The 18467-nt window shown below is 61.2% G+C and carries 20 protein-coding genes; 19 read left to right on the plus strand and 1 reads right to left on the minus strand.

Features of this window, described 5'->3' with window-relative positions; genetic code table 11:
* Positions 1 to 397: 397 nt before the first annotated feature.
* The 19 genes from trpE (at position 398) to KJQ12_RS10185 (ending at position 17479) form a co-directional block, all read left to right on the plus strand.
* A complete protein-coding gene (trpE, locus tag KJQ12_RS10095) occupies positions 398 to 1942 on the plus strand; it encodes an anthranilate synthase component I (RefSeq protein WP_213484575.1) in 1545 nt (514 codons plus the stop codon).
* A 28-nt stretch (positions 1943 to 1970) separates the two neighbouring features.
* Positions 1971 to 3023: an anthranilate phosphoribosyltransferase gene (gene trpD / locus KJQ12_RS10100; RefSeq protein ID WP_015254726.1), complete on the plus strand. Its 1053-nt coding sequence runs from the start codon at positions 1971 to 1973 to the stop codon at positions 3021 to 3023.
* A complete protein-coding gene (gene trpC, locus KJQ12_RS10105; protein ID WP_213484576.1) occupies positions 3013 to 3807 on the plus strand; it encodes an indole-3-glycerol phosphate synthase TrpC in 795 nt (264 codons plus the stop codon). The genes trpD and trpC overlap by 11 nt, the downstream gene beginning before the upstream one ends.
* Positions 3804 to 4460, plus strand: coding sequence for a phosphoribosylanthranilate isomerase (locus tag KJQ12_RS10110; protein WP_213484577.1), 657 nt, complete (start codon positions 3804 to 3806; stop codon positions 4458 to 4460). Before trpC ends, KJQ12_RS10110 begins: the two co-directional genes overlap by 4 nt.
* The gene (trpB, locus tag KJQ12_RS10115) at positions 4457 to 5653 is read left to right on the plus strand and encodes a tryptophan synthase subunit beta (RefSeq protein WP_213484578.1); all 1197 of its coding nucleotides are present in this window, start codon (positions 4457 to 4459) and stop codon (positions 5651 to 5653) included. Before KJQ12_RS10110 ends, trpB begins: the two co-directional genes overlap by 4 nt.
* A complete protein-coding gene (trpA, locus tag KJQ12_RS10120) occupies positions 5650 to 6456 on the plus strand; it encodes a tryptophan synthase subunit alpha (RefSeq protein ID WP_015254722.1) in 807 nt (268 codons plus the stop codon). Before trpB ends, trpA begins: the two co-directional genes overlap by 4 nt.
* Positions 6457 to 6600: 144 nt before the next feature.
* On the plus strand, positions 6601 to 7698 hold the full coding sequence (gene hisC / locus KJQ12_RS10125; RefSeq protein WP_015254721.1) for a histidinol-phosphate transaminase: 1098 nt from the start codon (positions 6601 to 6603) through the stop codon (positions 7696 to 7698).
* 4 nt (positions 7699 to 7702) lie between these two features.
* A complete protein-coding gene (locus KJQ12_RS10130; RefSeq protein ID WP_015254720.1) occupies positions 7703 to 8794 on the plus strand; it encodes a prephenate dehydrogenase in 1092 nt (363 codons plus the stop codon).
* 579 nt (positions 8795 to 9373) lie between these two features.
* Positions 9374 to 9964: an RNA polymerase sigma factor gene (locus KJQ12_RS10135; protein WP_213484579.1), complete on the plus strand. Its 591-nt coding sequence runs from the start codon at positions 9374 to 9376 to the stop codon at positions 9962 to 9964.
* Positions 9961 to 10569, plus strand: a complete 609-nt coding sequence (locus KJQ12_RS10140; RefSeq protein WP_015254718.1) for an anti-sigma factor family protein — start codon at positions 9961 to 9963, stop codon at positions 10567 to 10569. The genes KJQ12_RS10135 and KJQ12_RS10140 overlap by 4 nt, the downstream gene beginning before the upstream one ends.
* A 28-nt stretch (positions 10570 to 10597) precedes the next feature.
* On the plus strand, positions 10598 to 11191 hold the full coding sequence (locus KJQ12_RS10145; RefSeq protein WP_015254717.1) for a histidine phosphatase family protein: 594 nt from the start codon (positions 10598 to 10600) through the stop codon (positions 11189 to 11191).
* 147 nt (positions 11192 to 11338) lie between these two features.
* A complete protein-coding gene (locus KJQ12_RS10150) occupies positions 11339 to 12586 on the plus strand; it encodes a hypothetical protein (RefSeq protein WP_213484580.1) in 1248 nt (415 codons plus the stop codon).
* Positions 12587 to 12730: 144 nt separating this feature from the next.
* Complete coding sequence (locus tag KJQ12_RS10155; protein WP_015254715.1) at positions 12731 to 12904, plus strand: IDEAL domain-containing protein; 174 nt, start codon at positions 12731 to 12733, stop codon at positions 12902 to 12904.
* Positions 12905 to 13028: 124 nt separating this feature from the next.
* Positions 13029 to 13463, plus strand: coding sequence for a DUF2487 family protein (locus KJQ12_RS10160; protein ID WP_213484581.1), 435 nt, complete (start codon positions 13029 to 13031; stop codon positions 13461 to 13463).
* Between the two features lie 215 nt (positions 13464 to 13678).
* The gene (locus tag KJQ12_RS10165; protein ID WP_015254713.1) at positions 13679 to 14209 is read left to right on the plus strand and encodes a Rieske (2Fe-2S) protein; all 531 of its coding nucleotides are present in this window, start codon (positions 13679 to 13681) and stop codon (positions 14207 to 14209) included.
* Positions 14210 to 14228: 19 nt separating this feature from the next.
* Entirely contained in the window at positions 14229 to 14900 is a 672-nt protein-coding gene (gene qcrB / locus KJQ12_RS10170) for a menaquinol-cytochrome c reductase cytochrome b subunit (protein WP_015254712.1), read from the plus strand.
* Between the two features lie 19 nt (positions 14901 to 14919).
* The gene (locus KJQ12_RS10175; RefSeq protein ID WP_015254711.1) at positions 14920 to 15795 is read left to right on the plus strand and encodes a menaquinol-cytochrome c reductase cytochrome b/c subunit; all 876 of its coding nucleotides are present in this window, start codon (positions 14920 to 14922) and stop codon (positions 15793 to 15795) included.
* Positions 15796 to 15921: 126 nt separating this feature from the next.
* Entirely contained in the window at positions 15922 to 16578 is a 657-nt protein-coding gene (locus KJQ12_RS10180; RefSeq protein WP_213484582.1) for a DUF1405 domain-containing protein, read from the plus strand.
* Between the two features lie 70 nt (positions 16579 to 16648).
* Positions 16649 to 17479 (plus strand): sporulation protein YpjB, encoded by an 831-nt coding sequence (locus KJQ12_RS10185; RefSeq protein ID WP_213484583.1) that lies wholly within the window; start codon positions 16649 to 16651, stop codon positions 17477 to 17479.
* Positions 17480 to 17493: 14 nt separating this feature from the next.
* Here KJQ12_RS10185 and KJQ12_RS10190 read toward each other — a convergent pair whose 3' ends face one another.
* Complete coding sequence (locus tag KJQ12_RS10190; protein WP_213484584.1) at positions 17494 to 18360, minus strand: YitT family protein; 867 nt, start codon at positions 18358 to 18360, stop codon at positions 17494 to 17496.
* Between the last annotated feature and the right edge of the window lie 107 nt (positions 18361 to 18467).

Here is an 18467-nt window from a genome sequence, read left to right on the forward strand (position 1 = left end):
TTTGGGGTTCGCGTTCCAAGCATCTTAAATGACTGCCCACGCTAGCTTGACACTGACTAAGACCGGTTTCGGGTTGACGAGGACTTCAGGATTCGGTATAGTGAAGATATTCTCCGCGCAGCCGGAGGGCTGGCGCGGACGAAGACGAGACGAGCAGAGCATTGGATGAGATGAGACGAGACGAGGGCGAACTTGCGGCCGCTGCGCATGCAGCAGGTCTTTGTGCGGCATGTCCCGGGGACTGCCCGGTTGGCTGCTGTCATATCGTCTGTCAACGCATTCCAGGCTCCTGCCGTCGGCAGGAGCTTTTTTGATGCCCGCCGTGTCCGTCAGGCTCGCGCACAGCTCTGCCGGCGGAATCGGTGCAGCCGATTGCTCTGCATGAGGAGGAGTAAGCATGTCCCGCGAACTTCAGGAAGTCATCCGCCTGGCGTCAACGTACAATCTCATTCCGATCGTCCGCAGCGTCATGGCCGACACGGAGACGCCGATCCGGCTGTTCCAGCATTTCGCAGGCGAAAAGCGCGCGTTTCTGCTGGAGAGCGTGGAAGGCGGCATCAAATGGGCGCGCTATTCGTACATCGGCACCGATCCGTTCATGGTCATCCGCGGCAAAAACGGCCGCATGACGATCGAGAAGAACGGAAAGATCGAAGTTCACGAGGGCAAGCCGCTCGAACTGCTCAAGGCGCACCTCCGTACGTACCGAAGTCCGGCGTTGCCCGAACTGCCGTCGTTCACCGGCGGAGCGATCGGATTTTTCGGCTATGATCTGCTTCAATATTACGAACGGCTGCCCGCGCACCAGGTCGACGATCTGCAAATGGACGACCTTCAGTTCATGTTCTGCGACCAGCTCATCGTGTTCGATCATTTCAAGCAGCAGATTCAGATCGTTGCGAACGTGCATGTGCAGGACGGTGCGACCGACCGGGACATCGAGGCGGCGTACAAAGAGACAAACCGGAAGATCGACGCGCTCATCGAACGGCTGCGGCAGCCGCTGCCGAAGCCGATTCTGGCCGGTGTGACGCCGCCGGAGAGTCCCGAGCTCGGCGAGATCCGCTCCAATGTGACGAAAGAGGCGTTCATGGCGAACGTGGAGCGGGCGAAGGAATACATCCGGGCGGGCGACATTTTCCAGGTCGTGCTGTCCCAGCGGTTCAGCATCGAAACCGACGTCGATCCGCTGCACGTCTACCGGGTGCTGCGCACGATGAACCCGTCGCCGTATCTGTACTATCTGAAGCTGGACGACGAGACCATCGTCGGCGCGTCGCCGGAAGCGCTGGTGAAGGTGGATGGCCGCAAGGTCGAGACGCGGCCGATCGCCGGCACGCGGCCGCGCGGCAAGACGCCGGAAGAAGATCTGGCGCTTGAGCGCGAACTGCTCGCCGACGAGAAGGAGCGGGCGGAGCATCTGATGCTGGTCGACCTCGGCCGCAACGACATCGGCCGCGTCGCCGAATTCGGCACGGTCAAGGTTGACGCGTATATGGAGATCGAGCGGTATTCGCATGTCATGCACATCGTCTCGAATGTGTCCGGCATGCTTAGGGAAGATAAAGATTTCTTCGACGCGTTCGTCTCCTGCATGCCGGCGGGCACCGTCTCCGGCGCGCCGAAGCTCAGGGCGATGGAGATCATCGCCGAGCTCGAGCGCGAAGCGCGGGGCGCCTACGCGGGAGCGATCGGTTATCTCGGCTTCGCGGGCAGCCTGAACACGTGCATCACGATCCGGACGATCGTGTTCAAGCACGGCAAAGCATATGTGCAGGCCGGCGCCGGCATCGTCTGGGACTCGGTGCCGGAGAACGAATACCAGGAGACGGTGAACAAGGCGATGGCGCTGCTGAAGGCGATCCGCACGGCGGAAGCCGCGTTCCCGGCGAAGGGACCGGCCGGGGCGGTTGCGGTTGCGCCGAATCTCGATTACGCGTGATGACGGGCATGGAAGGGAGAGGTTGAACATGGAACAGGCGGTTACGGGAATGACGATGCAGGAGGCGCTCGCGCATCTGATCGCGGGCAACGATCTGACGCGCGAGCAGGCGGAAGACGTGATGAACCGGATCATGGACGGCGAAGCGACCCCGGCCCAGATCGCGGGCGTGCTGACGGCGCTCCGGATGAAAGGCGAGACGGTTGACGAGATCGCCGGTTTTGCGAAAATTATGCGTGAGAAATCGAACCGGGTGCAGACGGCCCAGGACGGGCTGCTCGACACGTGCGGCACCGGCGGGTCGGGCATCCACAAGTTCAATGTGTCGACGTCGTCCGCGATCATCGCGGCGGCGGCAGGCGTTCGCGTGGCGAAGCACGGCAACCGGGCGATGTCCGGCAAAGCGGGCAGCGCCGACGTGCTGGAAGCGCTCGGCGTCAACATTCGTCTGACGCCCGAACAGGCGGCGGAATGTCTGGCCGAGACGGGCATCTGTTTCATGTTCGCGCAGTTGTTCCACCCGTCCATGAAACATGCGGCGGGACCGCGCCGGGAGCTCGGCGTCCGTACAATCTTCAACATGCTCGGCCCGCTGACGAACCCGGCGGGCGCAGACCGGCAGCTGCTCGGGCTGTACGATCGGACGAAGACGGAGACGATCGCCGAAGTGCTGCGTCAGCTCGGGATCAGGCGGGCGCTCGTCGTCGGCAGTTTCGAAGGACTGGACGAGATCAGCATTTCGCAGGATACGCAGGTGTCGGAGCTGAAGGACGGCGTAATCCGGACTTACGTGCTGACGCCGGAAGCGCTCGGCCTCATGCGCCGCCCGCTCAGCGAAGTCGTCGGCGGCTCGCCGGAGGAGAATGCGGCGATCGTCCGCCGCATCTTCGCGGGCGAGGAGCGCGGCGCCTATCGGGACATCGTGCTGGCGAACGCCGGAGCCTGCATCTACCTCGGCGGCAAAGCGGAGACGCTCCAGGCGGGCGTCGAAACGGCCGCTGCCGTCATCGACTCGGGCGCGGCCGAGTCGAAGCTGCACGAACTGATCCGGAAGACGGGGGAATTCGCACATGTATCTTGATCGCATCGTCGCCGTGAAGCGCGGCGAGGTTGAGGAATTGAAGGCGCAGCTGAATCCGGCCGAAGCGGAGCGTCGCATCGCGGCGCTGCCGCCTTGCCGCGGCTTCAGGCGCGCGCTTGCGGAAGGCCGGCGGCGGGAAATCGGCCTGATCGCGGAAGTGAAGAAAGCATCGCCGTCGAAGGGGCTGATCCGCGAAGATTTCCATCCGGTCGGGCTCGCCCGCAGCTACGAGGCGGCGGGCGCGGATTGTCTGTCCGTTCTGACGGACCGCCAATTCTTCCAGGGGGCGAACGACTATCTGACCCGGATCCGCGATTCCGTCAGCCTGCCGCTGCTGCGCAAAGATTTCACCATCGATCCGCTGCAGATCTACGAAGCGCGGCTGATCGGCGCGGACGCCATCCTGCTCATCGCGGCGATCCTGACGCCGGACGAGCTCAAGACTTATTACCGGCTTGCGAAGGACCTCGGCATGGATGCGCTGGTGGAAGTTCACGACCGGCGGGAGATGGAAACGGTACTGGACCTCGGCATCGCGGAGCTCGTCGGCATCAACAACCGCGATCTGCGCACGTTCGTGACGGATCTGAAGACGACGGAAGAGCTGGCCCGGCTCGTGCCGGATGACGCGACGCTCGTCAGCGAGAGCGGCATTTCGTCGCCGGACGACATCCGGCGGGTGCGGGAAGCGGGGGCGCGCGCCGTGCTGATCGGCGAGCATTTCATGCGCCAGCCGGATGTCGGCGAAGCGGTCCTCGCGCTGATGGAGCCGATCGCGCGATGAGCACGCGGATCAAAATCTGCGGACTTCGGGACGCGGAGACGATCCGCGCCATGGACGGTCTGCCGATCCACGAGATCGGCTTCGTGTTCGCGAAGAGCCGGCGCCAGGTCACGGCGGAAGCGGCGGCGGAACTGATCCGCGCGGCGCGTTCGCTGCGCTGCGCGGATGGCATGCCGCCGCGGACGGTCGGCGTCTTCGTCGACCCCGAGCCGGAGGCGCTGCGCGATGTGCTGCGGGCGGCGCCGCTCGACATCGTGCAGCTCCACGGCTCGGAGACGCCGGAATATTGCCGGCGGATCCGCTCGGAGCTCGGCGTCCGCGTATGGAAAGTGTTCGCCATCCGCGGCGGAGACGCCCCCGCGGCCGAGCGGATCGCGCCCTACGCGGGCGCCATCGACGCCGCCTTGATCGACACCGCCGGCGGCGGCACCGGGTCGGTGTTCGACTGGCGGCTCGTCACCGATTACAAGACGGCGGCCCGGGCCATCGGGGTGCCGCTCTACGTCGCGGGCGGTCTGAACGAGTACAATGTCAGGGAATTGGTCGACGCCCACGAACCGGACGGCGTCGACGTGTCAAGCGGCGTCGAGACGGACGGCGTGAAAGACCCGGTCAAAATACGAAGCTTTGTCGGAAGGGTGGCAGAAGGATGAATCAGGTGCCGGACCAGCACGGCCGCTTCGGCCGTTTCGGCGGCCGCTATGTGCCGGAGACATTGATGAACGCGTTGTTCGAGCTCGAAGACGCGTATTTGAAATTTTCGAAAGATCCCGTGTTTCTAGCCGAACTGGACGGGCTGCTCAGGCAATATTCGGGCAGGCCGACGCCGCTCTACTACGCCGGCCGGCTGACGGAGCGCCTCGGCGGAGCGAAGATCTATCTGAAACGCGAAGACCTGAACCATACGGGAGCGCACAAAATCAACAACGCGCTCGGGCAGGGGCTGCTCGCGAAGCGGATGGGCAAGACGAAGATCATCGCCGAGACGGGCGCCGGCCAGCACGGCGTGGCGTCGGCGACGGTCGCCGCGCTGCTCGGCCTCGAGTGCAAGGTGTTCATGGGCGAAGAAGACATGAAGCGGCAGGAGCTGAACGTCTTCCGGATGCGCCTGCTCGGGGCGGAAGTGGTGCCGGTCACGAGCGGCACGCGGACGCTGAAGGACGCGTGCAACGAGACGCTGCGCTACTGGGTCAGCCATGTCGAAGATACCTATTATATTCTTGGCTCCGCGACCGGTCCGCATCCGTACCCGATGATGGTGCGCGACTTCCAGCGCGTGATCGGTGTCGAGGCGCGGGAGCAGATTCTCGCGGCGGAAGGCCGGCTGCCGGATGTTATCGTGGCGGCCGTCGGCGGCGGCAGCAATGCCATCGGCATTTTCCATCCGTTCCTGGAGGATTGGGACGTGAAGCTGATCGGCGTGGAAGCGGGCGGACGCGGCATTGATACGGACGAGCATGCGGCGACGTTGACGAAGGGCCGTCAGGGCGTGTTCCAGGGCTCACTCAGCTACGTCCTGCAGGATGAATACGGCCAGGTGCTGCCGGCGCATTCGATCTCGGCCGGCCTCGACTATCCCGGAATCGGTCCGGAACATTCATATTTGAAAGATTCCGGACGGGCCGAGTACGTGCCGATTACCGACGCCGAAGCGCTTGAAGCGCTGCAGGTGCTGTCGGCTTCGGAAGGCATCATTCCCGCGCTCGAATCGGCGCATGCGGTCGCGCAAGCCATCAAGCTGGCGCCGACGCTTCCGAAGGACGCGATCGTGGTCGTCAATCTGTCCGGCCGGGGAGACAAGGACGTGGAATCGATCATGTCGTATCTGGAGGGGGAAAACCGGTGAACCGCATTGACGCGACATTCGAGAGACTGCGCCGGGAAGGGAAGTCGGCGCTCATTCCGTTCTTGACGATCGGCGACCCGGATCTGGCCGCATCCGCGGAACTGATCGCCGCGTGCGCGGCGGCCGGGGCGGACATGATCGAGCTCGGCGTGCCGTATTCCGATCCGCTCGCGGACGGCCCGGTCATTCAGCGGGCATCCGAGCGCGCGCTGCAAAACCGCGTGACGCTGGAGGACGTCGTCCGCACCGCCGCGGAAGCGCGCAGGCTGGGGGCGGATATACCTTATATTTTGTTTTCCTATTATAATCCGGTGCTCCAGTACGGGCTCGACCGCTTCTTCAAGCTGCTTGAAGAACATGACATCAGCGGACTTATCGTGCCGGACCTGCCGCTGGAGGAAGACGGGGAATTGCGCGACCGGGCGGAAGCGGCGGGCATCCACCTCATACCGCTTGTCGCGCCGACGTCTCACGAGCGGATTGCCCGGATCACCGCCAGGGCACGCGGATTCGTCTACTGCGTCTCTTCGCTCGGCGTAACGGGCATGCGGTCCGAATTTCATGCATCCATTGACGATTTTCTCGCCTCCGTGCGGAGCGCTTCGCCGGTGCCGATCTGCGTCGGGTTCGGCATTTCGAACCGGGAACAGGTGCTCAGGTTCGAAGGGAAGACGGACGGCGTCATCGTCGGCAGCGCGATCGTGCGCAAGATTGAAGAGGCGCTGCCGCTCCTTGGAGATTCCGGGAAGCGGGCCGAGGGCGTGCGGCAGGTGGAACAATTCATCCGTTCCCTGCGCGTGTGATCACTTGCCGATTGCCGGCGGATGTGCGACAATTTGTTCTATGACAAGCGTGCGAAACGGCCGGGCCGGGAGTCGTGGCGAAGCACCGATTCGGCGGAACAGTGCCGGCCGTTTTGAATAACCCCGATGATGAGGTGAACCGCTGTGCAGCCCAAAAGCAATATCGTTCATCTGCCGGTCTATCAGCCGGGCAAGCCGATTGAAGAAGTGAAGCGGGAGCTCGGCCTGACGGAAGTGATCAAGCTTGCGTCGAACGAGAACCCGTTCGGTTGTTCCGAGGCGGCGAAACAAGCCATCATGAATGAATTGGCCAACACAAGCCTGTATCCCGACGGCGCTGCCGTCGCCCTGACGGAGGCGCTGGCCGGGCATCTCGGCGTCGGCAAGGATCAGATCATCTTCGGGGCGGGTTCGGACGAAGTGATCCTGATGATCGCCCGCGCGTTCCTCGTGCCGGGCGACGAGACGATCATGGCCGACGAGACGTTCCCGCAATACAGGCACAACGTGGAGATCGAAGGCGCAAAGATCATCGAAGTGCCGCTGAAGGACGGCCGTCACGACCTGCCCGCCATGCTGGAGAAGGTGACGGACAAGACGAAGATCGTCTGGATCTGCAATCCGAACAATCCGACGGGCACCATTGTGACGAAGGACGAGTTGGATGCGTTCATGGCGAAGGTGCCGGCGCATGTGCTCGTCGTGCTGGACGAAGCGTACTGCGAATATATCGACGATCCGGCTTATCCGAACGGTATCGAATATGTGAAGCGTTATCCGAACGTGATTTCGCTCCGCACGTTCTCGAAGATTTACGGACTCGCTTCGCTCCGGATCGGATACGGCATCGGCACGCCGGAAATTATCCGTTACATCAATCAGGTGCGCGAACCGTTCAATACGACGCGCTACGCCCAGGCCGCGGCGAAGGCCGCCCTCGAAGACACGGCGTTCATCGCGGAATGCAGGCGGCGGAACGCCGAAGGGCTCGCCTATCTGAAGGCCGAGTTCGACCGGCTCGATCTGCGCTATTTCGAACCATACGGCAACTTCGTCATGTTCGATACGGGCATACCGTCGCAGAAGGTATTCGATGCGCTGCTCCGCAAAGGAATCATTTCGCGCGCGCGCTGGACGCATTACCCGACGCATATCCGCATCACGGTGGGCAGCGCTGAACAGAACCGCAAGTTCATCGAGGCGTTGGAACAAGTGTTGCAGGAATTGGCGGTGCAAATCTGACTCCATGACCAAGATCGCGATTTTCGGCGTCGGACTCATCGGCGGTTCGCTTGCGCTTTGCTTCAAGGGGAAACCCGGCCTGCACGTCATCGGGCATTCCCATCGTCAATCCTCGATTGAACGTTACCTCGCCCGAGGCGTCGTCGATGCGGCGACGACGTCGATGGAAGAGGCGGCGGCTGACGCGGATTTCATTTTTCTGTGCGTGCCGGTCGGCAACCTGGAAGACTATCTCCGCCGGCTGGCCGCCATGAAGCTGAAACCCGGCTGCATCATCACGGATGTCGGCAGCACGAAATCGTCGGTCGCCGCCTGCGCGCGATCGCTGGATTTCGGCGACGCGGTGTTCATCGGCGGTCATCCGATGGCGGGCAAGGAGAAATCCGGCGTCGAAGCGGCTACCTCGCTGCTGTTCGAGAACGCCTATTACGTGTTGACGCCGGAGCCCGACACGCCGCAGGAAGCGGTCGACCGGCTGGCCGGTCTGATCCGCCATACGAAAGCCAACATCGTGTTCGTCGATCCCGACCAGCACGACACGATTGTCGGCGCGATCAGCCATCTGCCGCATGTCATTGCCGTGCAGCTCGTGAATCAGATCCGGGCGTACAATGAAACCAATCCGCTGTATTCCGCGCTGGCCGCCGGCGGGTTCCGCGACATTACGCGGATCGCATCGAGTGATCCCGTCATCTGGCGCGATATTCTCATCAACAATCGCAGCGTTTTGATCCGGCTGCTGAAAGAGTGGCAGGAGGGCGTGAGCGGATTTATCGAAATGCTGGAGCGGATGGATGAACGGATGGTGGAGGAAGCGTTCCGTACGGCCGGCGAGTTCCGCAGCAGTCTGCCGGAACGGCGCCGGGGCGTCATCGACCCGCTGTACGAATGTTACATCGACGTGCCGGACCATCCGGGCATCATCGGCAAAATCGCGACGGAGCTCGGCAACGAGCGGATCAACATCAGCAACCTGCAAATCATCGAGAGCCGGGAGGACGTGCCGGGCATCTTGCGGCTGTCGTTCCGGACACAGCCGGATTTCGACCGCGCGGTTCAACTGCTCGCCTCGATGGGATTCGAAGTCAACATGTAAGCGCAAGGCCGAGTCGGAACCGGGCGGGGTTCCCGCGCTCGGCTTGCCGGCCGCCTGTAGGACGCAAAAATGTTGTAAACGCATACTTGACATTTTGAAAACGGATACATATACTGAAGATACAGTATGGTTTCTCTCCACTCCTATCCAAATTCTTGCACCCATCGTGCAGCCACCCGGAAGGGTGGTCTTTTTTTTGTTTAAAAAATCCTCATCTATGCCACCAATCGCTTGTTTCAATCGTCTATAACATTGCGTCATGCTGCGGCCGGAAAAAACTTGAACTCCCCAAATCACAAATCTGTGATACAATGTCTGTATGTGCTCTGTAAAATACTGGGGTCCCCGTGCGGCCCGGTACATAATGCAGGATTTCACCATTCCGACTCGAATTGATCTAGTCAAGGCCGAGTGCTTCCTGCGCCGGAGGCGCGGACATCGGCCGGCGGGAAATCGCCATATTGCAAAAGCCTGGCGAAATGATGCGGCCGGGCGGCGCAACTTTTGCCTTCCGGATCGGTACAATGTAGTGACGGATCCGGGAGGGCGATCACCGCAGCCCAAGGAGGGGCACAGCCCATGACCGACTCCCAATTGATCCGTGAAATCAAGGACGGCAACGTCCAGGCATATTCGGAATTGATGCGGCGTTATCAACGCAAAATACTGGCCTTCATCTACCATATGCTGAAAGGCGCGGGGCTCGACCTGATGGCCGAGGATCTGTGCTCGGAGACGTTCTACAAAGCATATCGCAGTCTGCATTCCTTCCGCGAAGGCGACGCATCGTTCTCCACCTGGCTCTATACGATCGCACGCAATACGGTGCTGAGCGAACTGCGCAAGCAGAGAGGCGGCAATGTCTCGCTCGACGAATCCGGCGTCGTGCCGCTTGCGCCGCCTGAGGCGGCGCCGGAACAGCGCCTGCTGCAGCGGGAGCGGATGAACCTCGTACGCGAAGCGATCAACCGATTGCCGGAGAAACAGCGTTCGGCGCTGATCTTGCGCGAGTACGACCAGCTGGACTATCAGGAGATTGCAACGATTCTCGGACAGTCCGTCAGCGCGGTCAAATCGCTGTTGTTCCGCGCCCGGGCCAGTGTGAAATCGCAGCTGGAGCCGTATTTTGATTCGTCTTACGTGGAATACGAGGAGATGAAAGCACGATGAATTGCGAGCAAGCGCAGCAATGGTTCGGTCTCGTCTGGGACCTGCCGGAAGACGATCCGGATCGTTTGAGATTTGAGGCCCATCTTGCGGATTGCGACAGCTGCGCGGAAGAATTCCGGATCTGGGAAGAGAGCGAATCGATGCTCCGCCGGCTGCAGATTGCGGACGCCGAACAGGATCCGGATGAACGCATCAACCGCGCCGTCATGGAGCGGATATACCAGGAAGACTTCTGGCTGCTGCCGGTCAAGGACCGGACGTACCGTTGGTCCGAATCGTTCCGCCGCGGCGTGGCGGCCGCGATGGCTTGCTGCTTCGCCATGTTCGTCAGCGCCTTCATCTATATGGCGATCGGTGCTCCCGAGAAGGATGCAGCCGATGCGCAAATTGCCAGGCTTACAGGGATGATCGATACGATCAGCTCGGTGGACGGCGCAGAACCGATCAGCATCGAGTTCTATCAGGATGTGCCCGTTGCAAGCATCAGCGGTCCGGTCGTGCTGACTGTCGTGCCGACTTATCCGCAGTACTGGATCGCGCTGTCGATACTCGGCATGATCATGACGCTGCTGACGATCAACTGGTTCACGCGCACGAGGCATTGACGGCGATCGCTTATCGGGAGGTATGTCGTTGATCATCGGACTCATTCGGCATGGCGAGACGGAATGGAATGCCGTCGGCCGCATTCAGGGCCAGACCGATATTTCGCTGAACGAAGCGGGCATCCGGCAAGCGCGTGCGCTTGCGGCCCGGCTGAAGGCGGAAGATCGGGTATGGGACGCGGTCGTCTCGAGCGATCTCAAGCGCGCAAGGGAGACAGCGCGCATATTGGCCGATGCGCTCGGCATTCCGCTTCTGCCGCCCGACCCGAGAATAAGGGAACGATCCTTCGGGCTCGCCGAGGGAACGACCGAAGAGGAGCGGCTTCGGCGTTGGGGAGCGGATTGGCGTTCCCGGGACGTCGGACAGGAAAGCGATGACAGCGTTCAGAAGCGCGGGCTGGCGTTCATAGCCGACTGGCAGGCCCGCAGCCCGGAAATCCGGCTGCTGGTCGTATCCCACGGCAGCATCCTCGCCGTTTTGCTCCGGGCATTATGCAGCGATCTGGAAGATCGGCGCATCGGCAACATGTCGCTTTCCATCCTTGAATCGGCCGGCTCGGACTGGCGGGTACTTCTGCACAACTGTTCGAAACATCTGGATACGTTGGAAACACGGAGCTGACCCGGAGCAAGTTCGGGGCGGCTCTTTTTTTGCGCGTTCGGGCGAATATCCTGCAAAATCACGGTAATGGCGGGCGGCTTGCATCACGTTTTATTTTTTTTCGTTCTTCCCATAATGGGAATAGACCCAAGGAACGGAGGGGATGGCATGCTGCTGGCCGAAATGTTGGGCTATGCGGACATCGCGCAGCTGATGCGGATCGCGGAAATGTACCGCCTGGAATGCGACGGGCATTCGAAGCATGAGCTGATGCAGACGATTATGGCTGCCGCCCTGGAGAAGAATCGGTTTGAGGCGCTGCTCGACGGGCTGTCCCTCGAGGACGAACGGTTCCTCCACTCGCTGCTCTTCGATGACCGCGATGCGTTCAGCCTGGAAGAATTGCTCGCGCGCGTGCGCAGCAGCCGGTTCGATGCGGAGGCCAAACCGGGTTCGCCCGAGGAGGTGGCGGCCGTGCGGCTCGAATTCGATCCGGTCGTCCCATCCCCGGAAAGGCGGACGAAGCGGAAGCGGAAATCGGCGGCGCCAAAGGACGAACCCGCGCAAGGCGGCGGCTCATCCGCATCCGGATTGCGCGAGACGATCTCGCGATTCAAACAATACGGTTGGCTGTTCAACGGCACGAACGGCACGAACCGTTATCTGTTTCGCGTACCGGAAGATTTGAAGGAGCGGTTCCGCGATGTGCTGGCGGAGCGTCTGGCCAGGCGGCTTGTCTATGCGGGGGAGCCGCTCGCGTATCGTGACGAGCAGGAGCTCATGGCGGACGACGTGCTCGTCTTGCTGGATTATGCTGCGCGCCACGTGGTGCCGCTGACCCAGGACGGCGTGATGTACAAGCGGAATCTGCTCCAGCTGCTCGAAGCGCTGGCCGTCCGTGAAGAACCGCCGGCCCGGGGGAGCTGGCGTTTCGGCTATGGCAGACGGTTCAAAGACTATCCGGACCGGCTGGCCCTTCTGTACGATTACTGCCACTACAAAGGGTATCTGTCTGAGAAAGACGGCCAGCTTCGGCTGACCGAAGCCGGCGCAAGCAGACTGGCGAGCCGCGCAATCGAAGAACCCGAGGAACTGTACCGGTTCTGGGTCCGGCTCTACCGCGCGGCGATTCCGAATCTGCCCGCGATCGTCCGGCTCATCGAGCGGCTGGCGGACCGCTGGGTGACGGCAGACTCGCTGCGCGGCGCGCTTCAGCCTTTTGTCCGGCCGTTCTACTACGATGATCCGGCGTCCGTGCTCGACAAGCGCATTTTCGCGATGATGGTGCATCTGGGATTGCTCAGAATCGGGGAAGACGAGAACGGCCGCACGGTGCTCAGGCTGACGAGAGCCGGCAAGCAGGCGATAGGCGGTTCCGGAACCCGGGACTTCGAACCGATCCTGTCCGGCAGATAGCCGGATGGGTAACGGTACATTCAGCCGGCACGGGGACATTCGTCCGCTACAGGGCGGCCGCTCATGAATATGCTTGAGTAAGACGTCGGCAGGAAGGACAGACATCCGGTGGAACGATCACCGCTATTCCAGGAGGTGTGTCCTGTGGACAGAATGAAATCTTATGAGGCGATGCTTTCGCTGGCTGCGGAAATGGTGCTGGACGAAGCGCTGCGCATCTATCGCAAGGAAAGAATTTATGCCGAGATCGACAAAGCGCTGGACAACGGCGATGTGGACGGATTCCGCAGGCTTGCGGAGGAGCTGCGAACGATCTGAACGATGGCCCGCCCCTTGGCCAGGGGGCGGGTTTTTTTGCTGCTGTCGGTTTTCGGCCGGCAGCGGGATATGGTAAGATGTCCGGGAAGAACAACCTGTCTGAAATCGGAGGATCATGAAGCTCATGAAATTCAGTGAATTCAGCGGCGAACGATGGGCGGAATTGCAGCTTTATTTCGACACCGGCATCCTGCCGGTCACCGGCCTGACGGGCAGCGAATCGCCGGATGAAGCGGAGGCGGCTTTGACGCGGCTGCGCGATCTGCTCGACCTCGTCGAAATGCCGTTCAAGGGCCGGACCGTCACCTATCCCGCGCTGCACTATGCGGCGGAAGGGGCGCAGACGATCGAACGGGTTGCCTCCGGTCTCAAGGCTGGCGGTTTTCGACACGTCATCATTGTCTCGTTGAACCGTTCCTATCAGGCGGACTTGCCTTCGGTTGATCTGTGGATCGTCCCGGAGCCGGACGGGTCGCTGCCGGCAGCGCGGGCTGTGTCGGAAGCCGTCCAGGCGATGTGGCGGAACAGGCGGGAAGAGCCTGACCGCAGCGCTGAATAGAATGTCCGGGGCAAGGGAAAAATGTGCTGGGATGCGGCAATTGTGACAAATCTTCAACAAAATTCAGAACGATTTTAGGCGCTGTTTCATTTTCATTTCCGCGTTCTTGACGCTCAATAGGGCCTGGGATATTATTAGTTATGGTTTGGTTCGTCATGGTAGTTGTCGGCATGACAAGACCCGCATAACGATTGGCAAAGGGGGTAGAGCAGGAGATGAGCAACCACGAGCAGCATGAGCAGTCACACTCGTCCGTGATGAGAAAAACGATGTCCCGGCGCCAATTTTTGTCGTATACGCTCGGCGGTGCGGGCGCATTCATGGCAGGCGGTGTCGTGCTGCCGATGATCCGCTTTGCGGTCGACCCGATTCTTCAGAAGAAGACGGGCGGCACGTTCGTCAAAGTTGCCGAAGAAAGCGCGATTACGAGTGAACCGAAGGAATTCAAGTACCAGATCCACCAGGTTGACGGTTGGTACGAGAGCGATCCCGAGCGTTCCGCATGGATCGCGCGCGACCAGAACGGCACCATTTTCGCGTTGTCGCCGGTTTGCAAGCATCTCGGGTGCACGGTCAACTGGAACAGCCAGAACGACAATCAATATTTCTGCCCGTGCCACGAGGCGAAGTATTCGATTGACGGCAAGAACCTGAGAGTGGCTCCGGCGCCGCTTGACGAATACGAAGTGGAAGTGAGAGATGGCTGGGTGTACCTCGGACCGGTCAAACCGAACTCGCGAGTCTGATTAGGAGGCGTAATATCCGATGTTTAAAGCAATCTACAACTGGATTGACGAGCGTCTGGACATCACGCCGATGTGGAGAGACGTCGCGGATCACGAGGTCCCCGAACATGTCAACCCGGCGCATCACTTCTCCGCCTTCGTATATTGTTTCGGCGGTCTGACGTTTTTCATTACGGTCATCCAGATTCTGTCCGGCATGTTCCTGACGATGTACTATGTGCCGGATATCATCAACGCTTACGCGAGCGTCGACTATCTGCAGCATAAAGTTGCGTTCGGCGCAATCGTGCGCGGCATGCACCACTGGGGCGCGAGCCTGGTCATCGTCATGATGTTCCTGCATACGCTCCGCGTCTTCTTCACCGGCGCATACAAGGCGCCGCGCGAAATGAACTGGGTTGTCGGCATGCTCATCTTCTTCGTCATGCTCGGCCTCGGATTCACCGGCTACCTGCTGCCGTGGGACAACAAGGCTTACTTCGCGACGAAGGTCGGCATCCAGATTGCGGAATCGGTTCCGTACATCGGACCGTACATTGCGGAACTGCTGCAAGGCGGCGATGTCGTCGGAGCGCAGACGCTGACGCGTTTCTTCGCGATCCACGTCTTCTTCCTGCCCGGCGCGCTGCTCGCATTGCTGGCGGCTCACTTCATCATGATCCGCAGACAAGGCATCTCCGGACCACTATAATTGAAGGGAGTTTTCACCGATGGCCCATAACTCCAAGGACAGCCAGGAGAAAGTGGTATACGTCGGCGACTCCCGGGTCCGCAAGTCCGGGAGAATGCCGAACATACCGCCCGATTATTCGGCGTTTCCAGGCAAGTCGGAAGCGTTCATTCCGAATTTCCTGCTGAAAGAATGGATGGTCGGCGTCGTCGTGCTGGTCGGGTTCCTCGTCCTGACGATTTCCCATCCGGCGCCGCTCGGTTATCCGGCGGACCCGACCAATACGTCGTTCATACCGATGCCGGACTGGTATTTCCTGTTCTTGTACCAGTTCCTGAAGTATCCGTATGTGTCCGGCGATTACGTCGTGCTCGGAACGGTCGGCGTCCCGCTCATCATGTTCGGCGCCCTGCTGTGCGCGCCGTTCCTCGATCGGGGCAAGGAGCGCCGCTTCTACCGCCGTCCGATCGCTTCGACGCTGATGTTCCTGTCGCTGATTTCCTGCGTCTACCTGACCTATGTGGCATGGGATCACTATCAGCATCAGCTTGAAGTGAACGGCATTGTGCCGGAGCATATCAAGCGTGAAGAGGAAGCGCGCCTTGCGGCTGAGCGCGGGGAAGAGCGTCCGAATCCCGTCAAACGCGAGGACAAGAAGATCGCCGTCGTTGACGCGAACGATCCGATCACGTCGGTCATTCAGCAGAACTGCCTCTCCTGTCACGGCACGGACTACCAGGGTCAAAGCTCGATTCCGCCTCTGGCCGGCGTCGGCGACAAGTATTCGAAGGAAGAGCTGGCCGAGATCGTGACGAACGGCAAAGGCACCATGATGCCCCCGTTCGGCGGTCAACTCAGCGCTGAAGAGATCGATCAGATCGCAGAATGGCTGGCGAAACAGAAGAAAGCGGAATAAGACAGCAATCTGAATGCCGCGGCCGATCTGAGGCTTCAGGCTGCGGAAGCATCAGCGAACCTGACCGCCATCCGGCGGTCAGGTTTAGTTTTTGCGTCAAGAATGGACGGACAAGGAGGGCCGCACATGTCGCTCACATGGTTCACCAGCCGTGCGTTTCTGCTCGACCGCCGGCTGCTCTGGCTGCTGTTCATCTGCAACGCGCTCGGCACGGCGTATGGCTATGTCTGGTACGGGGAGCAGCTGCGCTGGACGCTCGATCACCATCCGTTATGGCGCATCGTGTTCGTCCCGGACAGTCCGACGGCAAGCCTGTTCTTCACGATTTGGCTGCTGCTCATCCTGATGCGTCCGGGCAAGGAAAGCGGCGTTTACCGGATCTTCCGAATCACGGTGGAAGCGCTTGCCGTCCTGACGCTGGTAAAGTACGGCGTCTGGGCGGTCGTCATGAACGCCGCGCAAGGGTTGCAGGGCGACCCGCTCGACTGGCAGAACTGGATGCTCATCGCATCGCATGCGGCGATGGCTGTCGAAGGGCTGCTCTATGCGCGGTTCATGCGGTTCGGCAAGTTGGCGGCGCTGCTTGCCCTCGGATGGATGCTGCTGAACGATACGATGGATTACGGCGTCGGCATCTATCCCTGGCTGCCGTCGGTGTTGGAAGACGATCTGACGGCTATTGCCGGATTCACCTTCGTGTTGTCGGTCGTCAGCTACTTTCTGACACTGATTGTGCTGCAATTCCGATCTTCCGGCGAAACCGGAGCTGGCGATCGCCGGTGAGCAGCAGATTCGGGCTGCGGTTCTGAACCGGGCAATCCGCTCATAGACTGATGTCTAGGAGGGATTGTCCATGTCCGTTCGCCTGAAGATACTGCTGGCGCTCATGCTTCTGCTGACCGCCGGCGGATTGCCATTGTCTGCGGATGCGCCGGCGGCGGCTGAAGACCGTTTGGACCGTCTCGAGGTTCTGACCCACAGTTTCTACCTCGCGTCCCTGGACGGTAATCGCCAACTGTCCTACGCCTATTTGTTGAAAATAGAAGAAACAGCTGCATCGGCCGAACTGCGCGCGATCGGTGAACCGGCCGGGTGGAGACGGATTGATGATTCGCTCGGCGCGGCACGCAAAGCGCTTGCCCGCGGCCGCAACCCGGACGGGTGGCGGGCGGAGGCATCCCGGCTGCTGCTCGCCGTCGACGCACTGACGCCCGGCCGCGAATCGCTGTGGCTCGAGTACGGGCGGCTCATCGGCGACGATCTCGACCGGATGCGCCGCGGCTGGCAGCGCGGCGGGACAGAGGGAGCCGCCGCGGCCGCCGTTTCGCTTCAGCTCCTGAAGGAGCGGGTCGAGCGTCTGGAGGCGGCGGCAGCTGTCGCCCGGCCGCAGCCGTCCGTTCAGCTGCTGCAGGAGCGGATCCGGTATGCGGAGAGGTTGCTGGCGGCTGCAGCGAAAGGGGAAGCGAACCGGGTCTGGATCGAGGAAGCGTTCGACGGCATCGAACAGGCTGCTGCGGATTTGTTCGGTTCGAAGGAAGTGTTGTCGCCGGCGCGAGCCGATGATCCGTCGCCGGCATGGATTGCGGCCATGACCGCCATCCTGTGTGCCGCTCTCGGGTACGCAGGGTACCGCAAGTACCGTCATGACCGATGGGGCATATCGTCTGTCAAGCGCCCGCTGTAGCCGCGGGCGCTTCGTCATCTTTCGCGGAAACCTTCGCCGACGACATCGTGCGCATCGCTGATCGCGAAGAACGCCTTCGGGTCGATCTCGTGTACAATCTCGCGCAGCGCCCGGGCTTCGGATCGGCCGACAATGCAGTAGACGACCTGCTTGGACGCGCCCGAATAGCCGCCGGTCGCCTGCAGAATCGTCACGCTCCGGTCGAGCTTGCGGGTAACGGCGTCGGCGATCGCCTGGCCTTTGTCCGTCACGATCGTGAACGCTTTGCCGACATAAGCCCCTTCCTGCACGAAATCGATGACTCTTGCGGCGATGAAGACGACGACCAGCGTGTAGAGCACGCGCTCGACGGGCACGAAGAACAGGGATGAGCCGATGACGGCGGCATCGATGCCGAGTATGGTCCGGCCCATGCTCCAGCCGTATTTTCGCACCAGAATGCGGGCGGCGATGTCCATGCCGCCGGTCGTCGCGCCGAACCGGAAGACGATGCCGAGACCGGCGCCAAGGGTCACGCCGGCATAGAGCGCGGCCAGAATCAGATCGCGCCCGCTTGCGAGCGGGACGATGAGCCGGGCATCGACCGCGCGTTCCATCAGCCACAGCGAGCAGGTCAGACAGAGCGTGCCATAAAGCGTCATCGTCATCGATTTCCAGCCGAGCAGTCTCCATCCCGCAAGAAACAGCGGCACGTTCAGGAGCAGTGTCGTGAAGGAAAGCGGCAGGCCGAATATGTAATAGAGCAGCAGTCCGACACCGGTAACGCCGCCTTCCATCAACGTGTTCGGCAGGACGAAGTAATGCAGGCCGAACGCATAGATCGCCGTTCCCGCCGCAACGGGGACGAGGACGCGCAGTCCGCCGGCTGCCCGTCGGGACATCCGTTTCAACCTCCTCGATATCGGGCTTCAACGCATCGAAGCCCGGGAAGGTGCAAGGATTGTGTTCCCCTGTGCTTTGCGCTAACATAAGGAAAGAATCGTCGGAT

The organism is Thermobacillus xylanilyticus (genome assembly GCF_907165215.1).
Classification (GTDB): domain Bacteria; phylum Bacillota; class Bacilli; order Paenibacillales; family Paenibacillaceae; genus Thermobacillus; species Thermobacillus xylanilyticus.